Annotated in this window: 19 protein-coding genes; 6 read left to right on the top strand and 13 right to left on the bottom strand. The window is 62.3% G+C overall.

Annotated elements, in window-relative coordinates:
• Positions 1 to 338: helix-turn-helix domain-containing protein (locus AAAX73_RS02945; RefSeq protein ID WP_349124953.1), on the bottom strand; the 338-nt coding region annotated here is incomplete at its 3' end.
• Between the two features lie 326 nt (positions 339 to 664).
• Between AAAX73_RS02945 and AAAX73_RS02940 the strand changes: the two genes are divergently transcribed.
• Positions 665 to 1,204, top strand: coding sequence for a hypothetical protein (locus AAAX73_RS02940; protein ID WP_147350636.1), 540 nt, complete (start codon positions 665 to 667; stop codon positions 1,202 to 1,204).
• Positions 1,205 to 1,324: 120 nt separating this feature from the next.
• Here AAAX73_RS02940 and AAAX73_RS02935 read toward each other — a convergent pair whose 3' ends face one another.
• Positions 1,325 to 2,041, bottom strand: coding sequence for a YoaK family protein (locus AAAX73_RS02935; protein WP_349124952.1), 717 nt, complete (start codon positions 2,039 to 2,041; stop codon positions 1,325 to 1,327).
• Between the two features lie 250 nt (positions 2,042 to 2,291).
• Between AAAX73_RS02935 and AAAX73_RS02930 the strand changes: the two genes are divergently transcribed.
• Complete coding sequence (locus AAAX73_RS02930; protein ID WP_349124951.1) at positions 2,292 to 4,433, top strand: YgiQ family radical SAM protein; 2,142 nt, start codon at positions 2,292 to 2,294, stop codon at positions 4,431 to 4,433.
• A 162-nt stretch (positions 4,434 to 4,595) separates the two neighbouring features.
• Here AAAX73_RS02930 and AAAX73_RS02925 read toward each other — a convergent pair whose 3' ends face one another.
• The 7 genes from AAAX73_RS02925 to AAAX73_RS02895 form a co-directional block, all read right to left on the bottom strand.
• Positions 4,596 to 5,498, bottom strand: coding sequence for a type II CAAX endopeptidase family protein (locus tag AAAX73_RS02925; RefSeq protein ID WP_349124950.1), 903 nt, complete (start codon positions 5,496 to 5,498; stop codon positions 4,596 to 4,598).
• 83 nt (positions 5,499 to 5,581) lie between these two features.
• A complete protein-coding gene (locus AAAX73_RS02920; RefSeq protein ID WP_035137368.1) occupies positions 5,582 to 5,782 on the bottom strand; it encodes a hypothetical protein in 201 nt (66 codons plus the stop codon).
• A gap of 216 nt (positions 5,783 to 5,998) precedes the next feature.
• Positions 5,999 to 7,378: an ATP-binding cassette domain-containing protein gene (locus AAAX73_RS02915; protein ID WP_349124949.1), complete on the bottom strand. Its 1,380-nt coding sequence runs from the start codon at positions 7,376 to 7,378 to the stop codon at positions 5,999 to 6,001.
• Positions 7,379 to 7,381: 3 nt separating this feature from the next.
• Positions 7,382 to 8,437 (bottom strand): ABC transporter substrate-binding protein, encoded by a 1,056-nt coding sequence (locus tag AAAX73_RS02910; RefSeq protein ID WP_349124948.1) that lies wholly within the window; start codon positions 8,435 to 8,437, stop codon positions 7,382 to 7,384.
• 2 nt (positions 8,438 to 8,439) lie between these two features.
• Entirely contained in the window at positions 8,440 to 10,194 is a 1,755-nt protein-coding gene (locus AAAX73_RS02905) for a [FeFe] hydrogenase, group A (protein WP_349124956.1), read from the bottom strand.
• Between the two features lie 50 nt (positions 10,195 to 10,244).
• Positions 10,245 to 12,077, bottom strand: coding sequence for an NAD(P)-binding protein (locus AAAX73_RS02900; RefSeq protein ID WP_349124947.1), 1,833 nt, complete (start codon positions 12,075 to 12,077; stop codon positions 10,245 to 10,247).
• A gap of 508 nt (positions 12,078 to 12,585) precedes the next feature.
• Positions 12,586 to 14,835: a DEAD/DEAH box helicase gene (locus AAAX73_RS02895; protein WP_199574271.1), complete on the bottom strand. Its 2,250-nt coding sequence runs from the start codon at positions 14,833 to 14,835 to the stop codon at positions 12,586 to 12,588.
• A 481-nt stretch (positions 14,836 to 15,316) separates the two neighbouring features.
• Between AAAX73_RS02895 and AAAX73_RS02890 the strand changes: the two genes are divergently transcribed.
• The 4 genes from AAAX73_RS02890 (at position 15,317) to AAAX73_RS02875 (ending at position 19,056) form a co-directional block, all read left to right on the top strand.
• Positions 15,317 to 17,659 (top strand): heavy metal translocating P-type ATPase, encoded by a 2,343-nt coding sequence (locus AAAX73_RS02890; protein ID WP_349124946.1) that lies wholly within the window; start codon positions 15,317 to 15,319, stop codon positions 17,657 to 17,659.
• Positions 17,660 to 17,806: 147 nt separating this feature from the next.
• Positions 17,807 to 18,028 carry a heavy metal-associated domain-containing protein gene (locus AAAX73_RS02885; RefSeq protein ID WP_117743036.1) on the top strand — a complete coding sequence of 74 codons (222 nt, stop codon included), beginning with the start codon at positions 17,807 to 17,809 and terminating at the stop codon, positions 18,026 to 18,028.
• Between the two features lie 135 nt (positions 18,029 to 18,163).
• The gene (locus tag AAAX73_RS02880; protein WP_035137388.1) at positions 18,164 to 18,436 is read left to right on the top strand and encodes a metal-sensing transcriptional repressor; all 273 of its coding nucleotides are present in this window, start codon (positions 18,164 to 18,166) and stop codon (positions 18,434 to 18,436) included.
• Positions 18,437 to 18,582: 146 nt separating this feature from the next.
• Positions 18,583 to 19,056, top strand: coding sequence for a hypothetical protein (locus AAAX73_RS02875; protein WP_349124945.1), 474 nt, complete (start codon positions 18,583 to 18,585; stop codon positions 19,054 to 19,056).
• Positions 19,057 to 19,163: 107 nt separating this feature from the next.
• Here the strand turns inward: AAAX73_RS02875 and AAAX73_RS02870 are convergent, their stop codons facing one another.
• The 4 genes from AAAX73_RS02870 to AAAX73_RS02855 all read right to left on the bottom strand — a co-directional run bounded on the left by AAAX73_RS02870 (position 19,164) and on the right by AAAX73_RS02855 (position 24,959).
• Entirely contained in the window at positions 19,164 to 20,534 is a 1,371-nt protein-coding gene (locus tag AAAX73_RS02870) for an amidohydrolase family protein (RefSeq protein WP_233542942.1), read from the bottom strand.
• Positions 20,535 to 21,024: 490 nt separating this feature from the next.
• Positions 21,025 to 22,095, bottom strand: coding sequence for a hypothetical protein (locus tag AAAX73_RS02865; protein ID WP_349124944.1), 1,071 nt, complete (start codon positions 22,093 to 22,095; stop codon positions 21,025 to 21,027).
• A 359-nt stretch (positions 22,096 to 22,454) separates the two neighbouring features.
• Positions 22,455 to 23,162, bottom strand: coding sequence for a hypothetical protein (locus AAAX73_RS02860; protein ID WP_349124943.1), 708 nt, complete (start codon positions 23,160 to 23,162; stop codon positions 22,455 to 22,457).
• Between the two features lie 315 nt (positions 23,163 to 23,477).
• Positions 23,478 to 24,959: a glutamate synthase subunit beta gene (locus AAAX73_RS02855; protein WP_349124942.1), complete on the bottom strand. Its 1,482-nt coding sequence runs from the start codon at positions 24,957 to 24,959 to the stop codon at positions 23,478 to 23,480.
• Positions 24,960 to 24,961: the final 2 nt, after the last annotated feature.

The raw sequence follows: 24,961 nt of genomic DNA, 5'->3' as shown, positions 1-24,961 counted from the left end.
TCGTAGAAGACGTGGGGGCGGCGCTTGCAGCCGATCGCGCGGTACCGCCCGCACCCGTTGCAGCAGCGCGGCCACGCGGCCAGGCGCGGGCATGCCGCAGACAGGTCGGCGGAGGCGTCCACGCGCTCGCCGCGCCTCTCCCTCGGCGCGGTCACGAACCTGTGCGACGCCACCTCCGAGCACACCGTCGAGGGCGACCTGCCCAGCTCCCTCGCGATCTCCCTGCATGACGCCCTGCGCTCCAGCATCCTCTGGACCGTGTCCCGCTCGTGCCTCGTGAGCCTTCCGTAGGCCCTCGGGACCGCCCTTGCGGAGCCCCTTTTCTTCTTTCCGGACATGCCGTCCTCCGATCTCCCGGGGCCGGCCGATCCGGCCCTCAGGGTATCGGGTTCCCACATTCATCCGCACATGTGCGGATGAATGTGGGAGGTGTTCGAATGAAGTCGATAATCAAGGTATAAATTGTTTCTGTTTTAGCAATATATGTTTGACAATACGTTTATAAAAGGATACTTTATAGTAAATAATATGCATGCAGCAAATAGCATCATTCATTTTGTTAGAAATTGCCCATGCTGTTATTGCAGCTGCATGTACTACAACGTACAGCGTAATTCTCCGCACGAAGCAGAAGACGGCTCCAATTCGATCGAGGCGATGACGCGTGATAGCTACTGGTCCTAAATCGAGCAAGACGGCTACAAACGAATATCGAATCTCAATTGAAGGTAACCCTTATCCGCATGCTCTAGCTCTCATCAACCCAGCGGGAGACAACCTCAACATCAAAAGACATGGGTTCACGGGTCCACTAGGACAGCTATTGAGTCTTAAATATACCGTTTATGACGATGCAAATGAAAAACTCTTTACTGTCGTCGACGGTGGTTTTAGTAACATGCCCAGGGTTGCGCTCATCATCGAACACAAGGAAGTTGCGGTGTTCGATTATGGCCTAAACAGACTTGAGATGAAGTGCGTAACGAACATACCGAATTACACAATAAAAGGTAACTTCCTATTTGGAGATTACGATATATTCAGTCAACGGGAAGTAAAGCTATCTTCAGTTAACGTCCTTCAATGTGATAAACAATCGTGCTTTAGCATACAGGTTTTGGATAAAGCCGAATTAGCCGTCGCAATTGGAATACCCACAGCCATTGCCCTTCTGAGGGCTCGGATTGAAGAGCATCTCGAATAAATCGCAAAAAGCAGTTCGTTGCAACGTTCAGGAGCTAGATATTTTTTCTGGCTCCTGCAACTGTATTACATAGAGAGGAAAAATATTGCGGCAAAGGGACAGCCCCTTTGCCGCATTCGGTTACTTTCGACAGCCCTCTTTCCAAGCCTCGGCCGCAACCTTCCAGCGAAAACGCAAGTCGCGCTCGCGGTCGATGAACATGATGGCAAACGCGACAAACAGCAGCACGCTCGCCACGACGATGGCGTGCAGGCCTATGCGCTCAATACACCAGTTGCCCAGCACGGCGCCAAACACAAAGGTAAAGATCACGCCAAAGTACAGCGCGCCGTTTTCCAAAAAGCCGCGCTTGTGGGTGATGATGTAGTCGTCCACGTTTTGCAGCGCGTTGCGCAAGTTGCCGATGCACATGGTCGTAGCGATGCCGTGACCGTGAATCTTGCGGAAGCTCTCGACTTGCATACCGCAGGCAAACGAAGTAAGGCAGTTGGCGAGCAAGTTGAAATCGCCGCCCGGGATAAAGCTCACGCCCAGCAAGATGACGGCTTCAAAAAACACCGTCACCTGGCGCCAGTGAATCACGCTGCCAAACCGCTCATGCACCAGGTCGGCAAGCATAATGCCCACGGCAAACGACACCACAGGGAAAAAATAGCGACCCGCAAGTGCCCAATTGCCCTCTGAGATGCTCACGCCCACGAGCAAGATGTTGCCCGTCTGCGCGTTGGCGAAAACATGGTCGCGCCCAATGTACGAATACACATCCATAAAGCCACCGGCAAGCGCCAAGATGATGCCCAGCTCAATAGACTCCGATATCTGCTTGGCACGCTGCATCGTCGTGCATCCTCCTTGTTGACGACTCTCTCGTGCGTTGGCGGAAACATAGCCGCCGTTCATACTGTAACCCATTGACAACATGGCGTGCGCGCGAGACGGGTTCTCCAACGCGCAGATACACAGTCTGGAAACAAACGGCGGGCGCGACGCCGACACCCGACGCCTCGTGTACTCCACCAGTCTTTTTAGCGCCGTCCCAAAAAGACTGGTTACAATTACGTGCAGCATACTAACAACGGGAGGGATCGTGGCAAAAAAGCCCCAGGACGCTCAGCACAACCAGCACGGCAAGCATGCCCAGCGCGGCCAGCAGCAAAAGCGCGGCGGCAAGGCCCAGGGCGGCCACGCCACTCATACTCCGGCTGCGCCCGCCCGCCCCTGGCGCCCGGGCCGCGATAAGTTCCTTCCCGTCAGCCGCGCCGACATGGATGCGCGCGGTTGGGACCAGTGCGACTTTGTATACATCTGCGGCGACGCCTACGTGGACCACCCTAGCTTTGGTATGGCCATCGTCAGCCGCGTGCTCGACGCGCACGGCTACAAAGTGGGCATTATCTGCCAGCCCGACTGGACCGACCCCGCCAGCATCACCGTGCTCGGCGAGCCACGCCTGGGCTTTCTCGTCAGTGCCGGTAACATGGACTCCATGGTCAACCACTACTCGGTGACCAAGCACCGCCGCCACACCGATGCCTACACGCCCGGCGGCGAGGAGGGTCACCGCCCCAACCGTGCCGTCACGGTCTACGGCAACCTCATCCGCCAGACGTTCAAGGATGCCCCCATCATTATCGGCGGCATCGAGGCGAGCCTGCGTCGCCTGGCCCACTATGACTACTGGCAGGACAAGCTCAAGCGCTCGGTACTGCTCGACTCGGGCGCCGACATCCTCATCTACGGCATGGGCGAACACGCGATCGTCGAGATCGCTGACGCGCTCGACGCGGGACTGCCTGTCGATCAGATCACCTATATCAACGGCACCGTCTACCGCACGGGTTCGCTCGACGAGGTCTACGACTACGACCTGCTGCCCAGCTGGGACGACCTTGCCGCTGACAAGCTCAACTACGCGCGCAGCTTTAACGTGCAGCAGCAGAATATGGACCCCATCACCGGACATCGCCTGGTAGAGCCCTACCCCAACAGCGTCTATGTGGTGCAGAACCCGCCGTCGGCGACGCTCACCACCGACGAGATGGACGAGGTCGCCGAGCTCCCCTACGCACGCGATTGGCATCCCGACTACGATGCAGCGGGCGGCGTGCCGGCCTTTGCCGAGATCAAATTTTCCATTAGCTCCAACCGCGGCTGTTTTGGCGAGTGCTCGTTTTGCGCCCTCACCTTCCACCAGGGCCGCGTGCTGCAGATGCGCAGCCACGACTCGATCATGCGCGAGGCCGAGCTGCTCACGCGCGATCCCGAGTTTAAGGGCTACATCAACGACGTGGGGGGGCCGACGGCCAACTTTAGCCGTCCTGCCTGCGACAAGCAGCTCAAGCACGGCGTGTGCAAGAACAAGCGCTGCCTGTGGCCGAGCGTGTGCAAGAACATGGTGGTCGACGAGAGCGGCTACACGCAGCTGCTGCGCGACCTGCGCCAGCTGCCGGGCGTCAAAAAGGTCTTCGTTCGCAGCGGCATCCGCTTCGACTACACCATGGCCGATGCCTCGGACGAGTTTTTACGCGAGCTGCTGGAGCACCATGTCTCGGGCCAGCTGCGCGTAGCGCCCGAGCACGTGAGCGACGCGGTGCTGTCCGTGATGGGCAAGCCGAGCCGAGCTGTCTACGACGCATTCTGCCGTAAATTTGAACGCTTGAATCGCGAATACGGACTCAAGCAGTATGTGGTGCCGTATCTGATCTCGAGCCACCCGGGCTCAACCATGAAGGAAGCCGTGGACCTTGCCGAGGCCGTGCGCGACATGGGCTACATGCCCGAGCAGGTGCAGGACTTCTACCCCACCCCGTCCACCATGTCGACCTGTATGTACTACACCGGCGTAGACCCACGCACCATGCAGCCGATCTACGTGGCACGCGACCCGCACGAGAAGGCCATGCAACGCGCGCTCATCCAGTACCGCAAGCCCGAGAACTACAAGCTCGTGCGCGAGGCGCTGGAAAAGGCCGGGCGTCGTGACCTGATCGGCTATACCAAGCATTGTCTGATCCGTCCCGTTCCGCCACGCCCGGGCGAGACGTCTGCCGGCGGCGGACACGGCACGGGCAAGAAGGGCGGCAAACCGCATGGTGGCGCTGGCGCCGCCGGCAAGGGGCCCAAGGGCAGCAAGGGTCACGGCGGCATGTCGCGCGCGCAGAACACCGCGGGCCGCAACCGTGCGGCGCAGGGACGACAGGGCGCCAACGGCGGCGGCAGGCGCAACTAGCGCGGCGAAGGCCAGCCGGCGTCTCATGGCCAGCCGGCGTCCTTTCATCGGCCAAGCGTGTTTTCCCTAAGGGAAACACGCTTGGGCTGTCTCCAGTCGTGATTTCCCTAGGGGGAACACGCTCAGACGCACCTAGCCGTGTTTTCCTTAGGGGAATCACATTTACTGACGGGAGCGAGCCAGCTGGCACGTCAGTTTGAGCGACCGCATCGCCTCTACCAGTACGAAGCCGGCGATCGCGACCGTGATTATCACGTCGAACGGCGTGTTCACAAACCAGAGCAACGTCATGAGATACGACCCGGCGTTAAAGGCAAAGTGCAGCAGGATCGTGTAGCGGAGCTTTCCGGTGGTCACGAGCACCCAGCCAAAGACCAGACCGGCGGCGCCAGCGTAGCAGCCCTGCACCCAGTTCATATGCATAAAACCGAAGATTGCCGCCTGCAGCACAATCGCCGCGGCGATACCCCACGTACTTGGGGCCGCCCAGGGCACCATGGCGCCGTCCTGCGCGCTCGCACGGCGCCGGCGCTTCCAAAGTGGGCGGCACTGCGGATTAAACGCTCGGAGCGAAAACTCAAAAATAATGCCGCGCACCAGCAGCTCTTCACAAAATGGGGCGCCGAGCACCGTAGTCAGGACGGCGAGATAGCTGGTGTCGCCCATGCCTGTTTCCTCGACAAGCTCGCTGTAGTCAGCCGCGGCATCGGGCAACAGCGACAGCACGGCGTCGGTCACGTAGCCAACGACTACCTGCAGGGCCAGGCCAATCACGATAATGCAGGCGATGCGTTTCCACGCCCCACGCGCTCCCCCGCCGAGCGGACGCTCGCTTTGCCAGCGTGCCATAAACGAACGCGGCCACAGATAACGCCACCACAGCAGTGCCATCAAAAACGACGCCGTCTGCGCGGCGGCTTGAAGCAATTGAATATCGAGGTCATCGATCGAAAAACCCATGAACACCGATGCGACGCCAAGGGCGGAGAACAAAACGACGCTCAGGGCAATATCGGCAGCGACGACGCCAAAACAGGCAAGCGCCCAAATCATCGCATTGAGCATGCCAACCTCCTCAAAACCGTTCCCTAGTTCTACCACAACTCGGCAGAGAGCTGATCCCATGGGGACGGAGGAAAACGGATCACTTATTGATGAGAATCAGGCGCAGTGCCAAAGGCCCCGCTGGGCGAAATGTCGAACGGGAAGGTGCCGCAGCGGTTGAACGCAGCGATAAACATGCGGATGGCGTTGGACGGCGTGGTGCCCACGAGTTGGGTTGCCGCCGCGAAGGCCGCCTTCTCCTCGGGCAAGACCTTCGCGACAACCGGGGTCATGTGTTCTGCCATGGCGCTTCCTTTTTGAAACGACGGTGGTGCGGATAGATGCGGGCCACGCGGCTGGGCGACAGGCTGTGAAGGCAACCCGATTGGCCCGCATCTGGAGTGTGTTTCTACGGCGTTGGTATTACTTGGTATTCCTAAGTATTACCCCGCAGATAGAATACCATACCCGACCCCATGGGGACGGAGAAAAAACGGATCATTTTGTTGCTGAATAAGTATTTAGAGCGTGATGATATCCGAGATATTGAGGGCCTGAGCGTCGACGGCATCGTGCGTGGCAAGCAACAGCATGCGGCCGTCGAGCAAGTCGAGCACGACCTCGGCGCATGCGTCGCGCGCAGCGGTATCTAAACCGGTAAAAGGCTCGTCAAGAATCACCGCGCCGCCCGGGCACAGCAGGGCTCGAGCGATCTCGACGCGACGGCGCTGTCCGCCCGAAAGCTCGGCCACGCGAGCATGTACATCGACCCCCGGCACCAGCAGGCGCAACAGGGCTGCAGCACTCGAGGCATCCACGCGCGCGCCGGCACACACCAGCACGTTATCCAGGGCAGAAACGTCCTCGACTAGGCTCACATCCTGAAACACCATGGAACACGGCGTGCACTCCCCCGCCGCCAGCGCAAGCAACGTCGACTTGCCCACACCCGAGGCGCCCATCACGCAGGTGCGCCCACCGGCGGGCACACGAAGCACCAACCCGTCGAGCGCCGGCGCCCAGTGCGCGCGATCGCCCACGGCAAGCGCAAGCTCCGCTGCAGCGTCGTCGCCAGCAGGGCCGCCCACACGCCCGCGAGGACCATGCCCATGCGCCTGCACGGCCGCGCGCCACGCCACGGGCCCCGAAACCCGCAGCAGCCACACCAGCACGCGCTCGCACGCCCACGAGGCAGCAACGACCAGCACGGTCCACGCCAGCAGGTCCGCCGTCTCAATCAAAAGCTTTGCCTGATAGATGCGTTCGCCCACGGTGCCCGTCGCCATGCCGATCAGCTCCGCCGCCACACCGGCCTTCCAGCTCATGCCGATCACGGCGCGGGCGCACGAAAGCACAAACGGCAGAACTTCGCGCCAGGTGTGAGCGAAGAACAGTCGCCAGCCCCACACGCCATGCAGGCGAAACATCCGCTCCTGTGGCTTATCCGTTTGCGTCAAACCCTCGACCAGCGAGAAATACACGCCCGGCAGCGCCATCAAAAAGACCGCCGCGATGCTCACACGTGCCGACCCCAACCAAATGAGCAGCAGGACCACCACGCAGGCAACCGGCGTCGCCTTTACAAACGACAGCGCCGGAGCCACCAGGTGCGCAAACGCACGCGACCGCACCGAGACTCCCGCCAGCAAACCACCGCACACCGCGGCAAGCGCTAAACCGCCCAGAATCCGCGCACCCGAGCCCGTCAGAATCGCCCACGTGCCGGCATCGCATACCAGCCGCAGCAACGCCACCACAACAGCGCCCGGCCCCGGCAAAATCAACGGCTGCGCCACGAGACCCGCCACCAGCACCCACACGGCAAGCCAAAAGGCGGCGACGGCACCTGCTGCCGCCACCGCCTTCATGCGCTCTGTCATTTGTCGAGCAAACGCACGCACGGGCTACTCCATGTAGTAGAAATCATCAACCGGGAGCTTGCCGCCCACGGCGCTTGCATCCGCATCGGCCAGCACCTGCAGGTACCCACCGAGCGCCGCCTTCATATCTTTCCCCGTCTGGCACACAAGCATGCACCCGGGAATCGCCTTCTCGGCGATCTTGGCGTTGTCCACGATGCCCGCATCGACCACGGCCTGCGCCCAGTCTGCCGGCGCCGCATTGACGGCTTTCACGCTCGCCTCATGGCAGCGCAAGAATTCCGCCACGGCCTCGGGATGCTCCTCGACAAAGGCACGGCGCACCACGGTCACGCCCGTCAGCAGGCGCGAACCCGTGTCACCCGCCAGCTCATCCCACACATCGGTCAGACTTACCGGAGCCGACAGCTTGCCTTCGCTCTTTGCGATGGCAGCGGTCTTGAACGGCTCGGGCAGCACGCCCACGGCAGACGGATCGGCAAGCAGCGCCGACAGCACCTCGGTGGGCTCGCTCTTAAACTCAAGCGCCACCTGGCCGGTCAGGCCCGCGCGCTCCAGCAGGTGGTTCATGACGTACTCCGGCGTGGTGCCCTTGCCCGTCATGTAGACGGTACGACCCGCCAGATCGCCAAACGAGGCAACGTCCGCGTTACCCGTCACCACGTTCAGCACGCCCAGCGTGTTGATGTCGATGACCTGCACCGCGCCCTCGGTCTTGTTGTAGAGCACGCTCGCCACGTTGGCCGGCACCAGGGCAATGTCGATATCGCCCTGAATCACCTTGGGCACGATCTCGTCAGCTGCGGCGCTAATCGCAAAGTCGAACTCGTTGTCCGTGGCACCGTCGGCCGCCCGGTCCATAAACTGCACCAGACCGATCGACGTCGGACCCTTGAGCGAGGCGACGTGCACCTCAACCGGCTCCGCGGCGGCACCGGCGCCGTCCGTGGCAGCCGAGCCCGCAGCAGGCCCCGCCCCCGCAGCACCGCCGCCGCAGCCAGCCAGCGCGAGCGACAACGCGCCGGCGGCAAGCGCCGAGGCAAACCCTCGGCGCGACATCTCAACAGTAAACTCGCGCATCGCTAGCACGTCCTCTCGTTAGGCATCGACCACGCGTGATGGTCGGTATGCAGTAGCTGCTCGGCCAGCGGCGAGAGCGGCGCACCCAAGAACTCGCGATAGCATGCCAAAACATCGGGGTTCTCGTGAGAGAAGCGAATGTCGGCCGCCGCATCGAGGCCCCACAGCACCTGGCCGCGCTCGGCTGCCAGCTCGCAGCCGTCGTGGATGGGCTGACCGCCGCCACCGACGCAGCCGCCCGGGCACGCCATGACCTCAACGAAGTCATAGCTCACACGGCCGTCGCGAATCGCGTCGAGCAGACGTGCCGCGTTGCCCAGCCCGTGTGCCACGGCGACGCGTACCTTGTTTCCATCGATATCGGCCACGGCTTCCTTCCAGCCGTCCAGGCCGCGCACGTCGGTAAAGAAGTCCGCATCGGGGTTCTTGCCCGTCACCAGGTAATATGCCGAGCGCACGGCGGCCTCCATCACGCCGCCCGTGGCGCCAAAGATCACACCCGCGCCCGTGCCAAAGCCCAGCGGCGTATCGAGCGGCTCCTCAACCAGCGTGTCCACGCTCACGTGGCTCGCGCGGATCATGCGCACCATCTCGCGCACCGTCAGCGCAACGTCCACATCGGGCGTACCGTCCTCGCCCACCATGCTCGGCAGCGCGCACTCGGCCTTCTTGGCCGTGCACGGCATAACGGACACCACAAACAGGCGCTCGGGCTCCACGCCCAGCACCTTGGCGTAGTACGTCTTGGCAATGGCGCCGAACATCTGCTGCGGCGACTTGGACGTGGACAGGCTGTCGACAAACTCCGGATAGCGCGCCTTCACAAAGCGCACCCAGCCCGGGCAGCAGCTCGTAAACATGGGCCAGCCGCGGCTGTCGCCCTCGCCCTTGGCGGCGGCACCCAGGCGCTCGAGCAGCTCGGAGCCCTCCTCCATAATGGTGAGGTCGGCCGAGAAATCGGTATCGAACACGTACTCAAAGCCCACGCGGCGCAGCGCGCAAGCCAGACGCTCAACGGTTGCCTTCTCGCGCGGAATGCCGAGTTCCTCGCCCCAGGCGCTGCGCACGGCCGGCGCGATTTGCACCAGCACGATCTTATCGGGATCGGCGAGAGCATCGAACACGGTCTCGGTGTCGTCGCGCTCGCGCAGCGCGCCCGTCGGGCAATGCGTGATGCACTGGCCGCACGCGACGCAATCGGTCTTGCCGATCGGCGCGCGCCCGCGGGTACCCACGGCGGTGTGCGTGGCGCGGTTGGTCAGGTCCCAGATCCCTAGGCCCTGCACGTTCTCGCACACCTTGATGCAGCGCATGCATTTAATGCACTTATCGTTTTCGCGGATGATGGGAAAATCGAAATCCCAGCCCTCACCCGCCAAATGCCTTTGATACGGCAGATAGAAAATGCCCAGGTCGTTGGCGATGGTTTGCAGGTTGCAGTTGCCGCTGCGCACGCAGCTCGTGCACTGCGAATCGTGCTGGGACAGCAGCAGCTGCACGTTGGTGCGACGGGCCTCGCGGGCCTTGGGGCTGTTGGTGTGGACCACCATGCCGTCGAGCACGTAGTTGTTGCAGGCGGCAACCAGCTGGTCGCAGCCCTCGACCTCGACCACGCACACGCGGCAGCCGCCGATCTCGTTTAGATCGCGCAGGTAGCACAGGGTGGGAATCTGGATGCCGACGGACTTGGCTGCATCCAGGATCGTGGTGTGCTCGGGAACCACAACCTCGCAGTTATCGATAGTGAGCTTGACCATATTGTGCGCTCCGTTTTCGGTGTTGTCGCTGACGGTGGTTTTGTTGAGCTCTACCATTCCAGGTTCCTCCCTCCGCGGAACGCGCCAAAGCCAAAGTGGTCGCAACGCAGGCAGCGGCTTGCCTCCTGGCGTGCCTCCTGCTCGGTGAGACCCTGCTCGACCAGATTCCAATCGTGAATACGCTCGCCGGCCTCGCGCTCGCCCAGCTCGCAGCGACCGCACTCGTGCTTGCCCTTAAACTGGACGGTCGGCAGCTTCACGTCGAGCTTAATCTTGTGATCGAAGCCCAGGTAGCGGTCAATATTTGCCGAAGCCACGCGGCCGGCATTGATGGCGCGGATGACGGTGGCGGGGCCGGTCTGGCAGTCGCCGCCGCTAAAGAGACCATTAAAGTTGGGCACGGCGCCGTCCGAATTGGTGCCGATGCAGCCCCACTTGCAGGCAATGCCCATCTCCTCAAACGGCTTGGAATCGATGTCCTGGCCGATGGCGACGAACACGCGCTCGCAGGGGATGACACGCTCGGGCGTGGCGGCGGCACGCGGAGCCGGACGACCGCGGCGGGGTTCACCGATAATCTGCGGCTGCACGCGCAGGCCGTTCACGCGACCGTCCTCGCCCGTCTCGATGGCAAGCGGGGCCGTCAGCTCCAGTACCTCGCAGCCCTCGGCCTGGGCACCGGCGATCTCGGCGTCCTGGGCCGTCATATCGCAGATGCGACGGCGGTATACGATGCTTACCTTTTCGGCGCCGCAGCGCACGGCAGAGCGTGCCACGTCCATGGCAACGTTGCCGCCGCCGATGACGCACACGCGCTGGCCGCTCAGGTTGGGCAGCTCGTCATCGCCGATGGCGCGCAGCATCTTGACGGCCGATTCCACGCCGGGCGCTTCTTCGCCCGGAAGGCCGAGCTTCTTGTCGCTGTGGGCACCGATGGCAAGGTAGGCGGCATCGAACTCGTCGCGCAGACGGGCGAGCTCCTCGCCGTTCACGGAATGGTCGAGTTCCACGTCGATGCCGGCGCTCAAAATCCAGTCGATCTCGGCCTGCAGGCGCTCGCGCGGCAGACGATAGCTGGGAATTCCGTAGCGCAGCATGCCGCCCAGGTGGTGGCGCTGCTCAAAAATGGTCACCTTGTGGCCCATCACGGCCAGGTAGTAGGCACAGGAAAGGCCGGCCGGGCCGCCGCCGATCACGGCGACGCGCTTACCGGTGTTGTCCACTACATGCGGCTTGTGGTCGTTGAGGTCGCTGTGCTCAACGGCAAACCGCTTGAGGGCGAGGATGTTCATGGGATCGTCGACCATGCCGCGGCGGCAGTGCATCTCGCAGGGATGCTCGCACACCAGGCCGCAGACGAGCGGCAGCGGGTTGTTCTTGCGGATGACCTTAACGGCATCGGCATAGCGGCCGGCCTCGACGAGCGAAATGTACCCGGGAATGTCGACGTGCGCCGGGCAGCCCGAGACGCACGGGACGCGGGCCTCGCGGTCAAAGCCGCAGGAGTGCTCGAGGATGTGGTGCTCAAAGTCGTCGCGGAAGCCGCGAATGGCCGTGAGCGCCATGGCGCCGGCCTCGTAGCCGATGGCGCAGTCGCTCGAAAGGTAGATGGTGCGGGCCGTGCGCTCAATCAGGTTGAGCGTGGACTCATCGGCGCGCCCTTCGAGCACATCGGCGAGCAGGTCGCTCAGCGCGCTCAGGCCCACGCGGCAGGGCGTGCACTTGCCGCAGCTCTGGGTGGAGCACAGGTTGACGAGCGCTGCCGTAAACTCAACGGGACACGGAGCGAGTGAACTCACCGCCAGACGACGTCCGAGCGTATCGTGCAGGTCGTCCATGACGGCTTGAGCGTGGCTGCGTTCCATAACATGCAGTCGAGCCATAAGATCCCCTCTCACATGGCAGCCCGGAGGCGAGGCCGGGCGAAATTGCTACACGCAACACACTGACCTATAAAGTTGTTTGGCAGCAACACGGTTCGGCAGGCGGTATGAAACGTCGTCCTCAGCGGTGAAATAGAACATTACCGCAGATAAATGCCATATTTGATAAAACGCGTTACCAAATAGCAATAGCCCATGTGGGCAAATAACGCCTTACTATTTTTCCTATCTGATCCGTTTTCCTCCGTCCCCAAGGGGTCATATGATCCGAAGGGGGCGAAGGAAACCGGATCATTTTTGGTTCAAAGGAGTCAGGCCGCCTTGCACCAATCATGAGTTGCGGTGAAATAGGGACTGAAAAGCCGCTCAAAAGGCCAAAACAGTCCGTATTCCACCGCAACTTCAAGACGTTGGTGCAGATCAACCTGACCTCTTTGCACTAAAAAGGGCCCCGGGCATAATCTGCTCGGGGCCCAAACTCGTCTCGCCTTACCGCGCGACGCGTGTGTTACTTGCGCTTGCCGCCACCGTCACCGGGGCGACGGGAGCTGCCGCCGCGCTTGCCACCACGGCTGTTGCCATAGCTGCCACGGTTATCGCGACCGCCGGCGCGGCCGCCACGGGAGCCGGCCTGGTTACCGCCGCGACCACCACGATAGCCGCCGCGACGCTCCTCGCGGGTATCGTCGTAGTTGCGCCAGTCATCGCGACGATCGCGGCTGGCACGAGGATCTCGACGATCGCGCGACTCACCAGAACGGCCGGCGCCGCTGCGCCCGCCATTGCCGCGAGCACCCTCGCGACGCTCGCCACCGCGGCCGCTACGCTCTTCAAAGCGCTTGCCGCCACGGGACTCACCGCTGCGGGTGCCACGCTCACCGCGGCCCTCGCCGCCACGACGCTCGTCACGGCCACCGCGCTCGTCATTGCGACCGGAACGACGACGATCGCCCGAGCCACGCTTGCCGCCACGCGAACCACGGCCCTCGTCTTCGCGCTCAACACGACGACGACCGCCACGGTCCTCGTCCTCGCGGCGACGGCGATGTGCCTCGCCCTGGAACTGCTTGGCACGGCGCTCGGCGCGGTTGCCGCGCGGGACCTGCTCAATGGCACCAGCACCACCGCGCTCCTCGGCAGCCACCTCGCGGGCTACGCTCTCCACAGCCTCGTCCACGCGAGCCTGAACGCCCTCGCGCACGCGGGTCTTGCCGCCGCGCTTGGGACGGCTCGGACGCTCGCCGTCGCCGCGACGCTCGTCGCGACCGCGGTTGGAACGACCGGCCACATCACCGTAGTCATCGCCGTTGCGCTTGCCGTCGCGACGTGCCTGCTCGAGCTTCTTCTTGCTCTTGGACTTGCCGCGCTTGGTCTTCTTCTTCACCTTAAAGGCCGAAGGGTCGCGCTCGGGATCAACCGCAGGCGGGTTGGGACCCACATGCAGGTCGCCGGCCTCGTAGATGTCGGCGGTCTTGTCCATGAGCTTCTCAATCTCGTAGAACTCGTCCACGTCCTGCTCGGTCACAAACGTAATGGCCCAGCCCAGCTCGCCGGCGCGGCCCGTACGGCCAATACGGTGGATGTAGTCGGTCGGCTCGGCTGGCACGTCAAAGTTCACGACGTAGCGCACGTCGCTGATGTCGATGCCGCGGGCAAGCACGTCGGTTGCCACCAGCACGTCGACGGTACCGTCGCGGAAGGCCGAAAGGGCACGCTCGCGCTGGGCCTGGCTGCGGTTGCCGTGAATCGCGGCGGCCTTGATACCCTTGCGCTCCAGGCGACGGCAGCAGCTGTCGGCGCGGTGCTTGGTGCGCATAAAGACGATCGTGCGCTCCGGGCCTTCCTTTTTGAGGAACTCGGGCAGCAGGTTGTTCTTGGCCTCGATGGACACCGGGAACACAAACTGGTCGACGGTGTCGGCGGTCGACGTGGCCGGTGCGATCTCCACGCGAGCCGGGTCGCTCACCAGGTCGGTGATCTCGCCCACGGCTTCCTCGTCGAGGGTCGCCGAGAACAGCAGCGTCTGACGCTCGGCCGGCGTCTCGCGCACAATGCGGCGGACGGCGGGCAAAAAGCCCATGTCGAGCATGCGGTCGGCCTCGTCGAGCACCAGGACCTTAACCTCGTCCAGGTGGCAGGCACCCTGCTCGATCAGATCGACCAGACGGCCCGGCGTGGCGACCAGGATGTCGCAGCCGTACTTGAGGGCAGCGGTCTGCGGCTTGTAGCTCACGCCGCCCACGACGGTCACGGCAACATGGCCGGTGACGTCGGCGATCTTGCTCGCGACTTCGTCGATTTGCTGGGCAAGCTCGCGCGTAGGGGTGATGACGAGCATCACGGGGCCACGGCCGTTGCCCTCGGGCCTCTTGGCACCGCGCCGGCGGTTGCGGCCGCCGCGCTCGCGCACGGGTTTGGGAGGAGCGATGTGCTCCAGATTGTTCATGGTCGGCAGCAAAAAGGCGGCCGTCTTGCCGGTGCCGGTCTGAGCGGCGGCAAGCAAGTCGCGGCCCTCGAGCACCACGGGGATCGAACCGGCCTGCACGGGCGTCGGCGCCGTGTAGCCCAGGTTCTCGATAGCACGGAGCATTTCGTCGGAAAGGCCCAGTTCGTCAAAGGCGGGCAGGCTCTCGGTAGCGGACTCGACGGCCTGGGCGGCACTGGCCTCATCGGCGGCATCGAAGGCAGCCTGGGTCATGGCCTCGCGGGTCTCGTCCAGAATCTCGGCGTCCGTGACGTCGGATACAGAATTACGCATATGTTGTTGTTCCTTATCTGCACGCGCAATGGGCACGGCATGCGGCCGCGCGGGCGTGCTTGGTAGTGCGCTAATACATACAAAAACAGGTGCGCACAGAGAGGACGTTGCTCAGCACGCTGGCGATCGCTTTGGCAGCCCTATCACGCGCCGTCCAGACGCAGCAGCTCTAAGCGATGGAGCAGATTCGCCGCGGGTTAGTATACCCGTGCTTCGCATGCCCCCACGTAAACCACAGATGACGAGGCGGACGGGGCGGGTCTAGGCCGCCTCGTCTCAATCTGTAACAGTTAGAGGCCATTCGCCCTGCTAGATGTTACAGATTGAGATGTTTGACAGGAATGGTCAACGACTGAGCAGCTGTCCCCAACTGTAATAGATCTTCATACTATTATCTTCCCACTGGACACCCCCAGGGGGTATGGGTGTATAGTATCGGTAGGTTAACAATTCCAACACCGAACTACAGAAAGGAGAAGCCATGGCTCAAGATAAGTTCGACGTGGGCGGCATGACGTGCGCCGCCTGCCAGGCGCATGTTGACCGCGCCGTGAGCAAGCTCGACGGCGTCCAAAGCGTCGCGGTCAATCTACTCGCCGGTTCCATGCTGGTGGACTACGACCCCGCGCAGGTCAGCCCCGATGACATCTGCACCGCCGTCGATCGCGCGGGCTATTCGGCCTCGCCCGTCAGCACGGGCACCGATGCCGCCGGCTCAAGTGGCAGCGCGCAAGCCAGGTCCGGCGCCGCCCATATGGAGTCGCCGACCAAAAAGTTGGAGGCCGCTGCCTCTGCCATGCGCACCCGCCTCATCGTCTCGATCGCATTCCTCATCCCACTGTTCTACATAGGCATGGGGCACATGCTCGGCTGGCCGCTGCCCGGCATTTTTACCGACCACACGCACAGCATGACGCTCGCCCTCACTGAGCTCGTCCTGCTCATCCCCATCGTCTATGTCAACGACGCGTACTTTATCAACGGGTTTAAATCGCTCGCGCACGGCGCGCCCACCATGGACGCCCTTATTGCCGTGGGCGCCACCGCTTCCATCGCCTGGTCGCTCTACGCCATATTCATCATGGCCGACCAATTAGCCGCGGGTCAGGTCCACGAAGCCATGATGACAGGCATGGACAATCTGTATTTTGAGAGCGCGGGCACGATCCTGTCGCTCGTCACCGTGGGCAAATACCTTGAGACGCGCAGCAAGTCCAAAACCGGCGGCGCCATCGAGGCACTGATCGACCTGGCGCCCAAGACCGCGACCGTCGTGGCAGAGGACGGCAGCGAGACCACCGTCGACGTTGACAACATCCTTCCCGGCCAGGTCCTGCGCGTGCGCCCCGGCGAGTCCATCCCCGTCGATGGCGTGGTGCTCGAGGGCAGCTCGGCCGTGGACGAGAGTGCGCTCACCGGCGAGTCCATCCCCGTGGAAAAGACCGCCGGTGCCACCGTCAACGCCGCCACCGTGAACCGCACCGGTTCGTTTACCTTCCGCGCCACGCGGGTGGGCGCCGACACGTCGCTCGCCAAGATTATCCAGCTCGTCGAGGACGCCAACGCCACCAAGGCGCCCATCGCCCGCATGGCCGACAAGGTCGCCGGCGTGTTCGTGCCCGTGGTGTTCGCGATCTCGGCCGTGACCTTTGTGGTGTGGATGGCACTGACCGGCAGCGTGAACGAGGCACTCACTTCTGCCGTGGCCGTGCTGGTGATCAGCTGTCCGTGCGCGCTCGGCCTGGCCACGCCCGTCGCCATTATGGTAGGCACCGGCAAGGGCGCCGAGATGGGCATTCTGTTCAAGAGCGCCGAGGCGCTGGAGAACCTGCGCAGCGCGGGCACCGTGGTGCTCGATAAGACGGGCACGGTCACCCGCGGCAAGCCTGCCGTGACCGATATCGTGGTGGCCACGCGCGCCGACGGCTCGCCCGCCATGAGCGAAAAGGCGCTGCTCAAGCTGGCCGCTGCGCTGGAGCGCTCAAGCGAGCACCCGCTGGCCGAGGCGATTTTGGCCGAGTGCGAGGCGCGCGGAATTGTCGCGCGCATGGTCGAGGACTTTGCCGCCGTGCCCGGTCGTGGCGTGACGGCGCGCGAGGGGCAAAACACCATTGCAGCCGGCAACGTACGCCTGATGGACGAGCTGGGCGTTACCGTGCCCGCGGGTCTTGCCGAGCAATTTGCCGCCGAAGGCAAGACGCCGCTGTTCTTTGCCAAGAACGGCGAGTTCGTCGGTACCATCGCCGTGGCTGACGAGGTCAAAGAGACGAGCGCCGAGGCCATCGCCGCGCTCCGCAAGCTCGGCGTCGACGTGCGCATGCTCACCGGCGACAACCGCGTGACGGCCGAAGCAATCGCCCGCCGCGTGGGACTGAACAGCAAGCAGGTCATCGCCGACGTCCTCCCCGCCGACAAGGAGCGCCACGTCCGCGAGCTGCAGGATGCGGGCAGCAAGGTCGCCATGGTGGGCGACGGCATCAACGACTCCCCCGCCCTGGCGCGCGCCGACGTGGGCCTTGCGATCGGCACCGGCGCCGACATCGCCAAGGAGGGGGCAGATGTGGTGCTCATGCGCAGCGACCTCATGGACGTCGCCCGCGCCATCGAGCTTTCGCGCGCCACGATTCGCAACATTAAGCAGGACCTGTTCTGGGCGCTGTTCTACAACGGCATCGGCATTCCGCTCGCCGCGGGCGTGTTCTTCCCCCTCACCGGCTGGCAACTCTCGCCGATGTTTGGCGCCGCGGCCATGAGCCTGTCGAGCGTGTGCGTCGTGTCCAATGCACTGCGCCTGAAATCCTTTAAGCCTAAAGTGGCAAAATAGGCTCACTATTACGTCCATTTAGAATGGGTTTTCCAGGTGCCCGAGATTGACCTGAAAGAGGAGCGACGCGTACTTTGGTACGCGAGCAATGGCTTGAAGGTCAAGGTCGGGTGCCTGGGAAAGCCGACACAACAGAGAGGAATACCCATGCGATACACAATCAAGACTTCCGGCCTTATGTGCGGCCACTGCGACGCCACCGTCGAAACGGCACTGCTCAACGTGACCGGCGTGACCGACGCCGACGCCGATCACGAGACCCAGACCGTCCAGGTGGAGTGCGCCGACACCGTGACCGCCGAGCAGCTCGCCGCCGCCGTCGAGGCCGCAGGCGAGAAGTTCCACGCCCTGTCCGTGACCGCCGCGTAGCAGACGCTGCCTACTCAATCCTCAGAAGTTGCGGTGAAATAGTTCCTGTTTTAGCGCTTCAAGCCTGCAAACAAGAACTATTTCACCGCAACTGACGGGGGCATCCGGAAGATCGACCAGAAACGAGGACCCGCCATGATGGCAGACCACAAATCGGTGACCCGCATGCTCAAGACGGCACGCGGCCAGATCGACGGCATCTTGCGGATGGTCGATGAGGACCGTTATTGCGTCGATATCTCCACGCAGCTCATGGCCACACAGGCGCTCCTCGCGCGCATTAACGCCGACGTGCTCAAGGCGCATATCGAGGGCTGCGTGACTTCGGCAATCGAATCGGGCGACGAAGACCTCAAAGCCGCCAAGCTCGCCGAGATCGAACGCGTCGTCGACAAGCTCTCCAAGTAATTGGGGCATTGGGGACAGACTACTTTGCACCGTCTTGGTGTTCCGGGGACAGGAATGTTTGCACCACCTTGGTGCAGATTAACCTGTCCCCCTTGCTCTAAATCGGGTATAAAGGCGTGCAGCATATCGAACGAAAGGCAATTTGCATGAATGACTTTATGAAAGGACGCAATGGCGCTGACGAGCTCACCATCGTGATGGGTTTTGCCGGCATCGTCATCGCGATGGTCGGATCGATAGCCCGCATCCAGTGGCTCAGCTGGATCGCCATCGCCGTCATCGTGATTGGCGTGCTGCGCGGCCTGTCCAAAAACATCGATGCACGTCGCAAGGAGAACGACGCCTTTGTCGCCGCGACCGCCAGTGTTCCCGGCTTGGGCAAGTTCGTCGCCAGCTTGGGCGGCGGGGCCGCAGCGGCCAGCACTTCACGCGCGACCGGCACCAGTAAGGAAGACTTTGAGCGCGCCAAGCGAACGGCCAAGAAGATGTGGAAGGGCCGCAAGACCACGGCGTACCTCAAGTGCCCCAACTGCGGCCAGATGCTGTCCGTCCCCAAGGGCAAGGGCAAGATCCGCGTCACCTGCCCCAAGTGCCACGCCAAGATGGAAACGCGCTCATAGCTGCCATACTATGGGACAAATAAAAGCCGAGGCCTCGCACTGGGACCTCGGCTTTTTCTGATTATGACAAAAGGATTGTCCCTTTGTCGCATCGCCATATCGCGCGCTTACGCCACGCCATCGCGGGCAAGCTCCTCGGCCAACGCCTCGGCAGGCATGGCCATAATCGCGTCGAGCTCGGCGTCCACCTCGGGAATACGCTTCACCTTGAGCTTGCGCACCAGATCACCGCGACACATCACGTGCGTCGGATCACGCAGTGCGCACAGGTCATCGAGCGGGTTCTCGCGCGTCACCAGAATATCGGCGGCCTTGCCGCACTCGATTGTGCCGGTCTCGCCGCCCAGCCCCAGCAGCTCGGCATTGACCTGCGTGGCCGTATGCAGCGCGAAAGCGTTGCCCACGCCGACATACTTGGCAAAATAGGCCACCTCACGCCACATGTCGTACTGCGTCACGAACGGGCAGCTCGAGTCCGTGCCAAGGCCCACCTTAACGCCAGCTTCCAGTGCGGCACGGGCGCTCTCGATGATGCCCGAGCACACGATGTCACCGTTCTTCTTTTGTGTATCGGTCGAATGGGTCTTTTCCGGGTCGAGCAATACAAACGGCAGCGCCGGGCTGATAGTGCAGGTAACGCTGGGCGCACGCCCCTCGAGCTGCGTGCCCGCGGCGCCGCGGTACAGTTCCAAGATCTCGGGAGTCATCGGGGCACCGTGCTCGATCGTATCGACGCCGGCCTCAAGCGCGGCCTTCACGCCTTCGGTGCTCTCGACATGAGCCATAACCGGCAGGCCCACCTCGTGCGCCGCCTTGCACGCCGCCGCGGCAACCTCGACCGGCATACGCAGCACACCCGGCTCGCCCACCTCGGTAGCGTCGAACACGCCGCCCGTCACGAACAGCTTGATGACGTCGGCACCGCGCGCATACAGGTCGCGCACCTGTTCGGCTGCCTCGGCGGGACTGTTGGCCACCTGGGCGAACAAACCCGCACCATGGCCGCCCGGCACCGTGACACCCGTTCCCGGCGCCACCAGGCGAGGACCTTGATACTTGCCGGCATCGATAGCATCGCGCACGGCAAGATCGGCAAACAGCGGGTCGCCCGCGCCGCGCACCGTGGTCACGCCACTTGCCAGTTGTTGTTGGGCGCTGCCCTTAAGAATATGGCGCACGATGGCGCGCCCCACGGGATTATCGAGCTTCTTCATCAGCGCGCCCGCATCGCCCGCCGAAACCGGCTTGCCCGAACCGCACAGATGCACATGCATATTGATGAGGCCTGGCATGAGATACGCACCACCCAGGTCGATAACCTCGGCACCCGCGGGCGCCTGCGCCACAGCACTCGGCCCCATCCATGTGATGACACCGCGCTCAACGGCCACGGCCATATCGGGTTGCGGCTCCATATGTTCCGAACCATCCAAGACGGTCGCATTGATAAACAACGTGGAACGATCGGCAGACGCCATATCGAGCTCCTCCCTCACAATTAACTTGAACATTTGTCCATTATCGTCCAGTACGGCAGGGTTGCTGCGGACATATCGGCTAACGGAAGAAAGAGAAGGGCATGAGGATGAACAGACCAGTGCAGCGATGCTTCGGTCGTTCCAGCAAAATGTCTCGATCTGTAACAGATAGACCGTCTTTGACCTTCCAGATGTTACAGATCGAGATCTTTCGGCACCGCGTCCAACCCTTGTCTCAATCTGTAACAGTTGGGTCGAATTTTGGCCGTTACATGTTACAGATCGAGATATTTTCCAGCCCTGTCGTCAGACGTCTAAATCTGTAACAAGTAGACAGGTTTTCGGCCTCTAGATGTTACAGATTGAGATCTTTTAGCGGTAGCCAACCTTCTGTCTTGATCTGTAACAGTTACGAGACCAAACGGCCCCTTGTTGTTACAGATTGAGACGAACTCGTCCGGAACAACCACATCCGCGTTAGTCGTACCCCTCAGCGCCCATACCACTGACGCTTCCATTCCTCAGCCAAATCGACCCGCTGCGGAATACCTGCTAGCCCCATCTTTTCGACCAGCTTCCCCGGGTTCTTGAGCTCATCAAACGTAAACCGAAGCACCTTGTGCCCGAGCATTGTCAGATGACTTTCCCGCTGACGCTCTGCCACGAACGGGTCGACCGACTCCCGACCCTCGCCATTCTGCAAGGTATACTTCCCCTTTCCGTCGAGCTCGCCGATGACACATGTCCCGTCCTCGAGCCTCCAGAAATAATCAACGCGAAACACCTGACTCGAATCGAGCGGATCGCGAAACTCCACCTGCAACTCCGGAACCGGAAAGCCGTATGCAATAAAGAATGCTCGGAACCGAGACTCGCCACCGTTTTCGGACAGGCCGTCCGCATGCGACGCAATCACCTGAGCTCTGCGATACCCTCGCCTGCCCTCGCAATCGGCCTGGAGCCGTTCGCAGAGGTCGTCGCGCGACATGCCCTTCGCCCGCAATGCGGAATCGGCGATCGCCAGACCATACGAAAACGGCGCACGCAGCAGACAATCCTCCACCGTGCGCCAAAACGGCGTCACCCGAACGCCGCCGACTTGTTCTAGCGCACCCGCCGCCTGCGGACGCAACAGCCGGCATCCTGCACTCAGCGGCACCGAGCAACCTGTCTTAACAAGAAATCGCGGCCCAAGCAGATCATTCGGCACCTCCAGACCCCACAAAAGTGCCGCGTCATAACCCCAAAACGCCCAATCGGGATGAAACCCTGCAAGCCCTTTGATGGTACGCAACGCTCGCTCCGCCGGCGTCAGTACAACCCAATCATGTTGAAAGCAGAACAGATACGGCTCGGGCTCCGCAATATCATCGGTTCCCACATGGCGCCGCAGCCACATGAGCTCGGCATTGTCGTGCGTCACAAGCAGCACGCCTTGTTCAGCCGCCTCCGTGAGCCTGGCAAGCATCCTATTCCGCGCCAAGGTGTTACGTGTTACGTGCTTGTGTTTAAAAACGGCATTAGACACTTCTATCACCACCACATCGGAGAAATGGGCCATCGCCGCTGTTGCCGCCGCTGACAAACGTCTTGATCTGTAACAGGAAGACAGTCTTTGAGCCTCTAGATGTTACAGATCAAGATCTTTCGGCACCGCGTCCAACTTTTGTCTCGATCTGTAACAGTTAGGTCGAGTTTTGGCCTGTAGATGTTACAGATTGAGACATTCCCCCTGCCAGGTTCCAAACGTCTCGATCTGTAACAGTTAGACGTTCTCCAGGCCCCCAAACGTTACAGATTTAGACAAATCAGCGGCGCCCAAGCATTCGTCTCGATCTGTAACAGTTAGACCGGTTTTTGTCCCTAGACGTTACAGACCGAGACAGATAGACAGGCGGCGATGCTGCGACTGCCCATCCCCTATTCCCACTCCTGCTCGTAAATATTGAGCGACTTCACATACCGCCCCTGGGCACCCATGATGTCGCGGACCAGCCTCAGAAAGAAGCTGATACACGAGGTGTCGAAACCGTCCTCTAGGTCCTCGGGATGCACCGCGCCAGGCCCGTCGACCGCCGTGTCGCTCAGGCGCGCGATGTCATACAGGTAGAGCTGCCCCGCCGTCATCCAAACATCGTCAACGCACGCGATGCGCACCGCAATCGCGCCATCGCGCCAGCGCTCTTTTTGCACGATATGTGGGTCGTAAACATCAAAACGACGGTCGGTGCGCGTGTCGCGCAGCGCGACCATACCAGTCGCAGGATCCTTGTCCAAAATACCAAAGCGCGAAAAATACTGCGTGTCGCGCACCTGTTCGAGCCGCCTGAGCGAAGCGGGCGAAAGCGACGCCGGCGGCTCGTCCGCATACAGCTCCAACAGCGTCTTGCCGTGGTAATAGGGGCGCTCAAACAGCAGCCAATCGGTAAAAGCCATGTTGTAGGCCATGATTTCGTTTTGCGAGGGCTCCTCGCAATAGCTGAGCCATGGATCGACGATAATCTCGAACTGCTCGCGTGCCGGCTCCAGGAATTGAAACTTCCGCAGCATCCAAAAGTGAGCCATGTCGGCAATATCGTTGCCGACGGCCTCGGCCAGACGCCCCCAGTTCAAAACATGATCAGCCATGACATCCTCCTCAAACTGATGAACCTCAATTTGAGCTTACGAGGAGAGCCGGTGGTCGCCACCAGCGCGGGTGAAATGGGCATCAGGCTGCAAACCAGATGCTGACCGAATACTTGACGGAACGCTTGACCGATACGTTATACCGAAGCAAAAGCCCAGTTAAACATAGACAAATAAACAGAGATTTTGAGCTGCCCAGCCGCAGCCATCACGAAAACAGCAAGGCGCCGCGAGCCCGCACGTCAGCAAATGAGCAGTCAGACATCAAGGGCGTCCCCAATGACCAGTCGTTGGGGACGCTCTTGAATGACTACCTTACAGCCCCAAGGCCTCGGCAACCTCGGCAGCGCAGGCCAGGGAGTCCGCCATGGCGCTTACCACGAGCGAGCTGCCGTTGCGGGCATCACCGGCCACATACACCGGCGCGGCATCCGCAGCAACGCCATCCACGCGGGCCGCAAGGTGCGAGCCTTCGGAGGCCATCACGGGCAGCGGGCGGCCCGCCGTGGCAGCGGGCACGCCGACGGCTTCGAACACGCTGTGCTCCGGACCCGTAAAGCCGCAGGCGATGAGCACCAGCTGCGCCGGCACTTCGCGCTCGGAGCCCGCAATGCGTTCGGGCTTGCCGGCCGACCAATCCAGGTCGACCACGCGCAGGCCCGCGGCCGCGCCCTTCTTGTCCAGCAGCACCTCAAGCGTATCCACGCCCCAGGCACGCATCTCGCCACCCATCGCAGCGATAGCCTCCTGCTGGCCGTAGTCGGTCTTCTTAACGTTGGGCCACTGCGGCCAGGGGTTGCTCGCCGCGCGCTTATCGGGCGCAGCCGGCAAAAACTCAAACTGGCGCACGCTGCGCGCGCCCTGGCGCACCGCGGTACCCACGCAGTCGTTGCCGGTATCGCCGCCGCCAATGACCACAACGTCCAAGCCGCGCGCGTTCACCGCGGGCTCACCGCCATCGAGCACCGAGACGGTCGAAGCCGTCAGATAGTCCACGGCATACACTACGCCCGGGGCATCCACATTCGTAGCCGAAAGACCGCGCGGGGCACGGGCACCAGCTGCCACCACGACAGCGTCAAAACCATTGAGCTTGGCCGCCACCGCAGGGTTCGTAGCGTCAGTGCCCAGCTCAAAGACGATACCCAGCTCGCGCATGAGCGCCACGCGACGCTCGACCACAGACTTCTCGAGCTTCATGTTGGGAATGCCGTACATGAGCAGGCCGCCCGGGCGGTCGTCACGCTCAAACACCGTCACGCGGGCACCGCGACGCGCAAGTTCCCATGCAGCCACCAGACCAGCCGGGCCAGAACCAACCACGGCGACCGAGGGCGCGTCCTCCCCCGCCGGCTCAAAGCGACGCGGGCCACCGTTTGCCCATTCGTGGTCGCTGATTGCGCGCTCGTTATCGTGAATCGTCGTGGGCTGGCCGTCGACCGATCCCAAGTTGCACGCGGCCTCGCACAGCGCCGGGCACACACGGCTCGTAAACTCGGGCATGGGCGAGGTGAGCGACAGGCGCTCGGCAGCCTCGTCCCAACGGCCGCGGTACACCAGCTCATTCCACTCGGGAATCAGGTTGTGCAGCGGACAGCCGCTCGGGCGCGCCCTGCCAAAGCTCGCGCCCATCTGGCAAAACGCCACGCCGCACATCATGCAGCGGCTCGCCTGGGCACGGCGCGCGTCGTCATCGAGCTCCACGTACAGCGGGTCAAAATCATGGCTGCGCTCCTCCACGGGGCGAAGCTCGTGGGTCACGCGATCGATATCAAGAAAAGCACCGGGCTTACCCATGG

Origin of the sequence: Collinsella sp. CLA-ER-H9 (assembly GCF_040092295.1) — a bacterium.
Lineage (GTDB): Bacteria > Actinomycetota > Coriobacteriia > Coriobacteriales > Coriobacteriaceae > Collinsella.
This window is presented reverse-complemented; position numbering and strand designations above follow the sequence as displayed.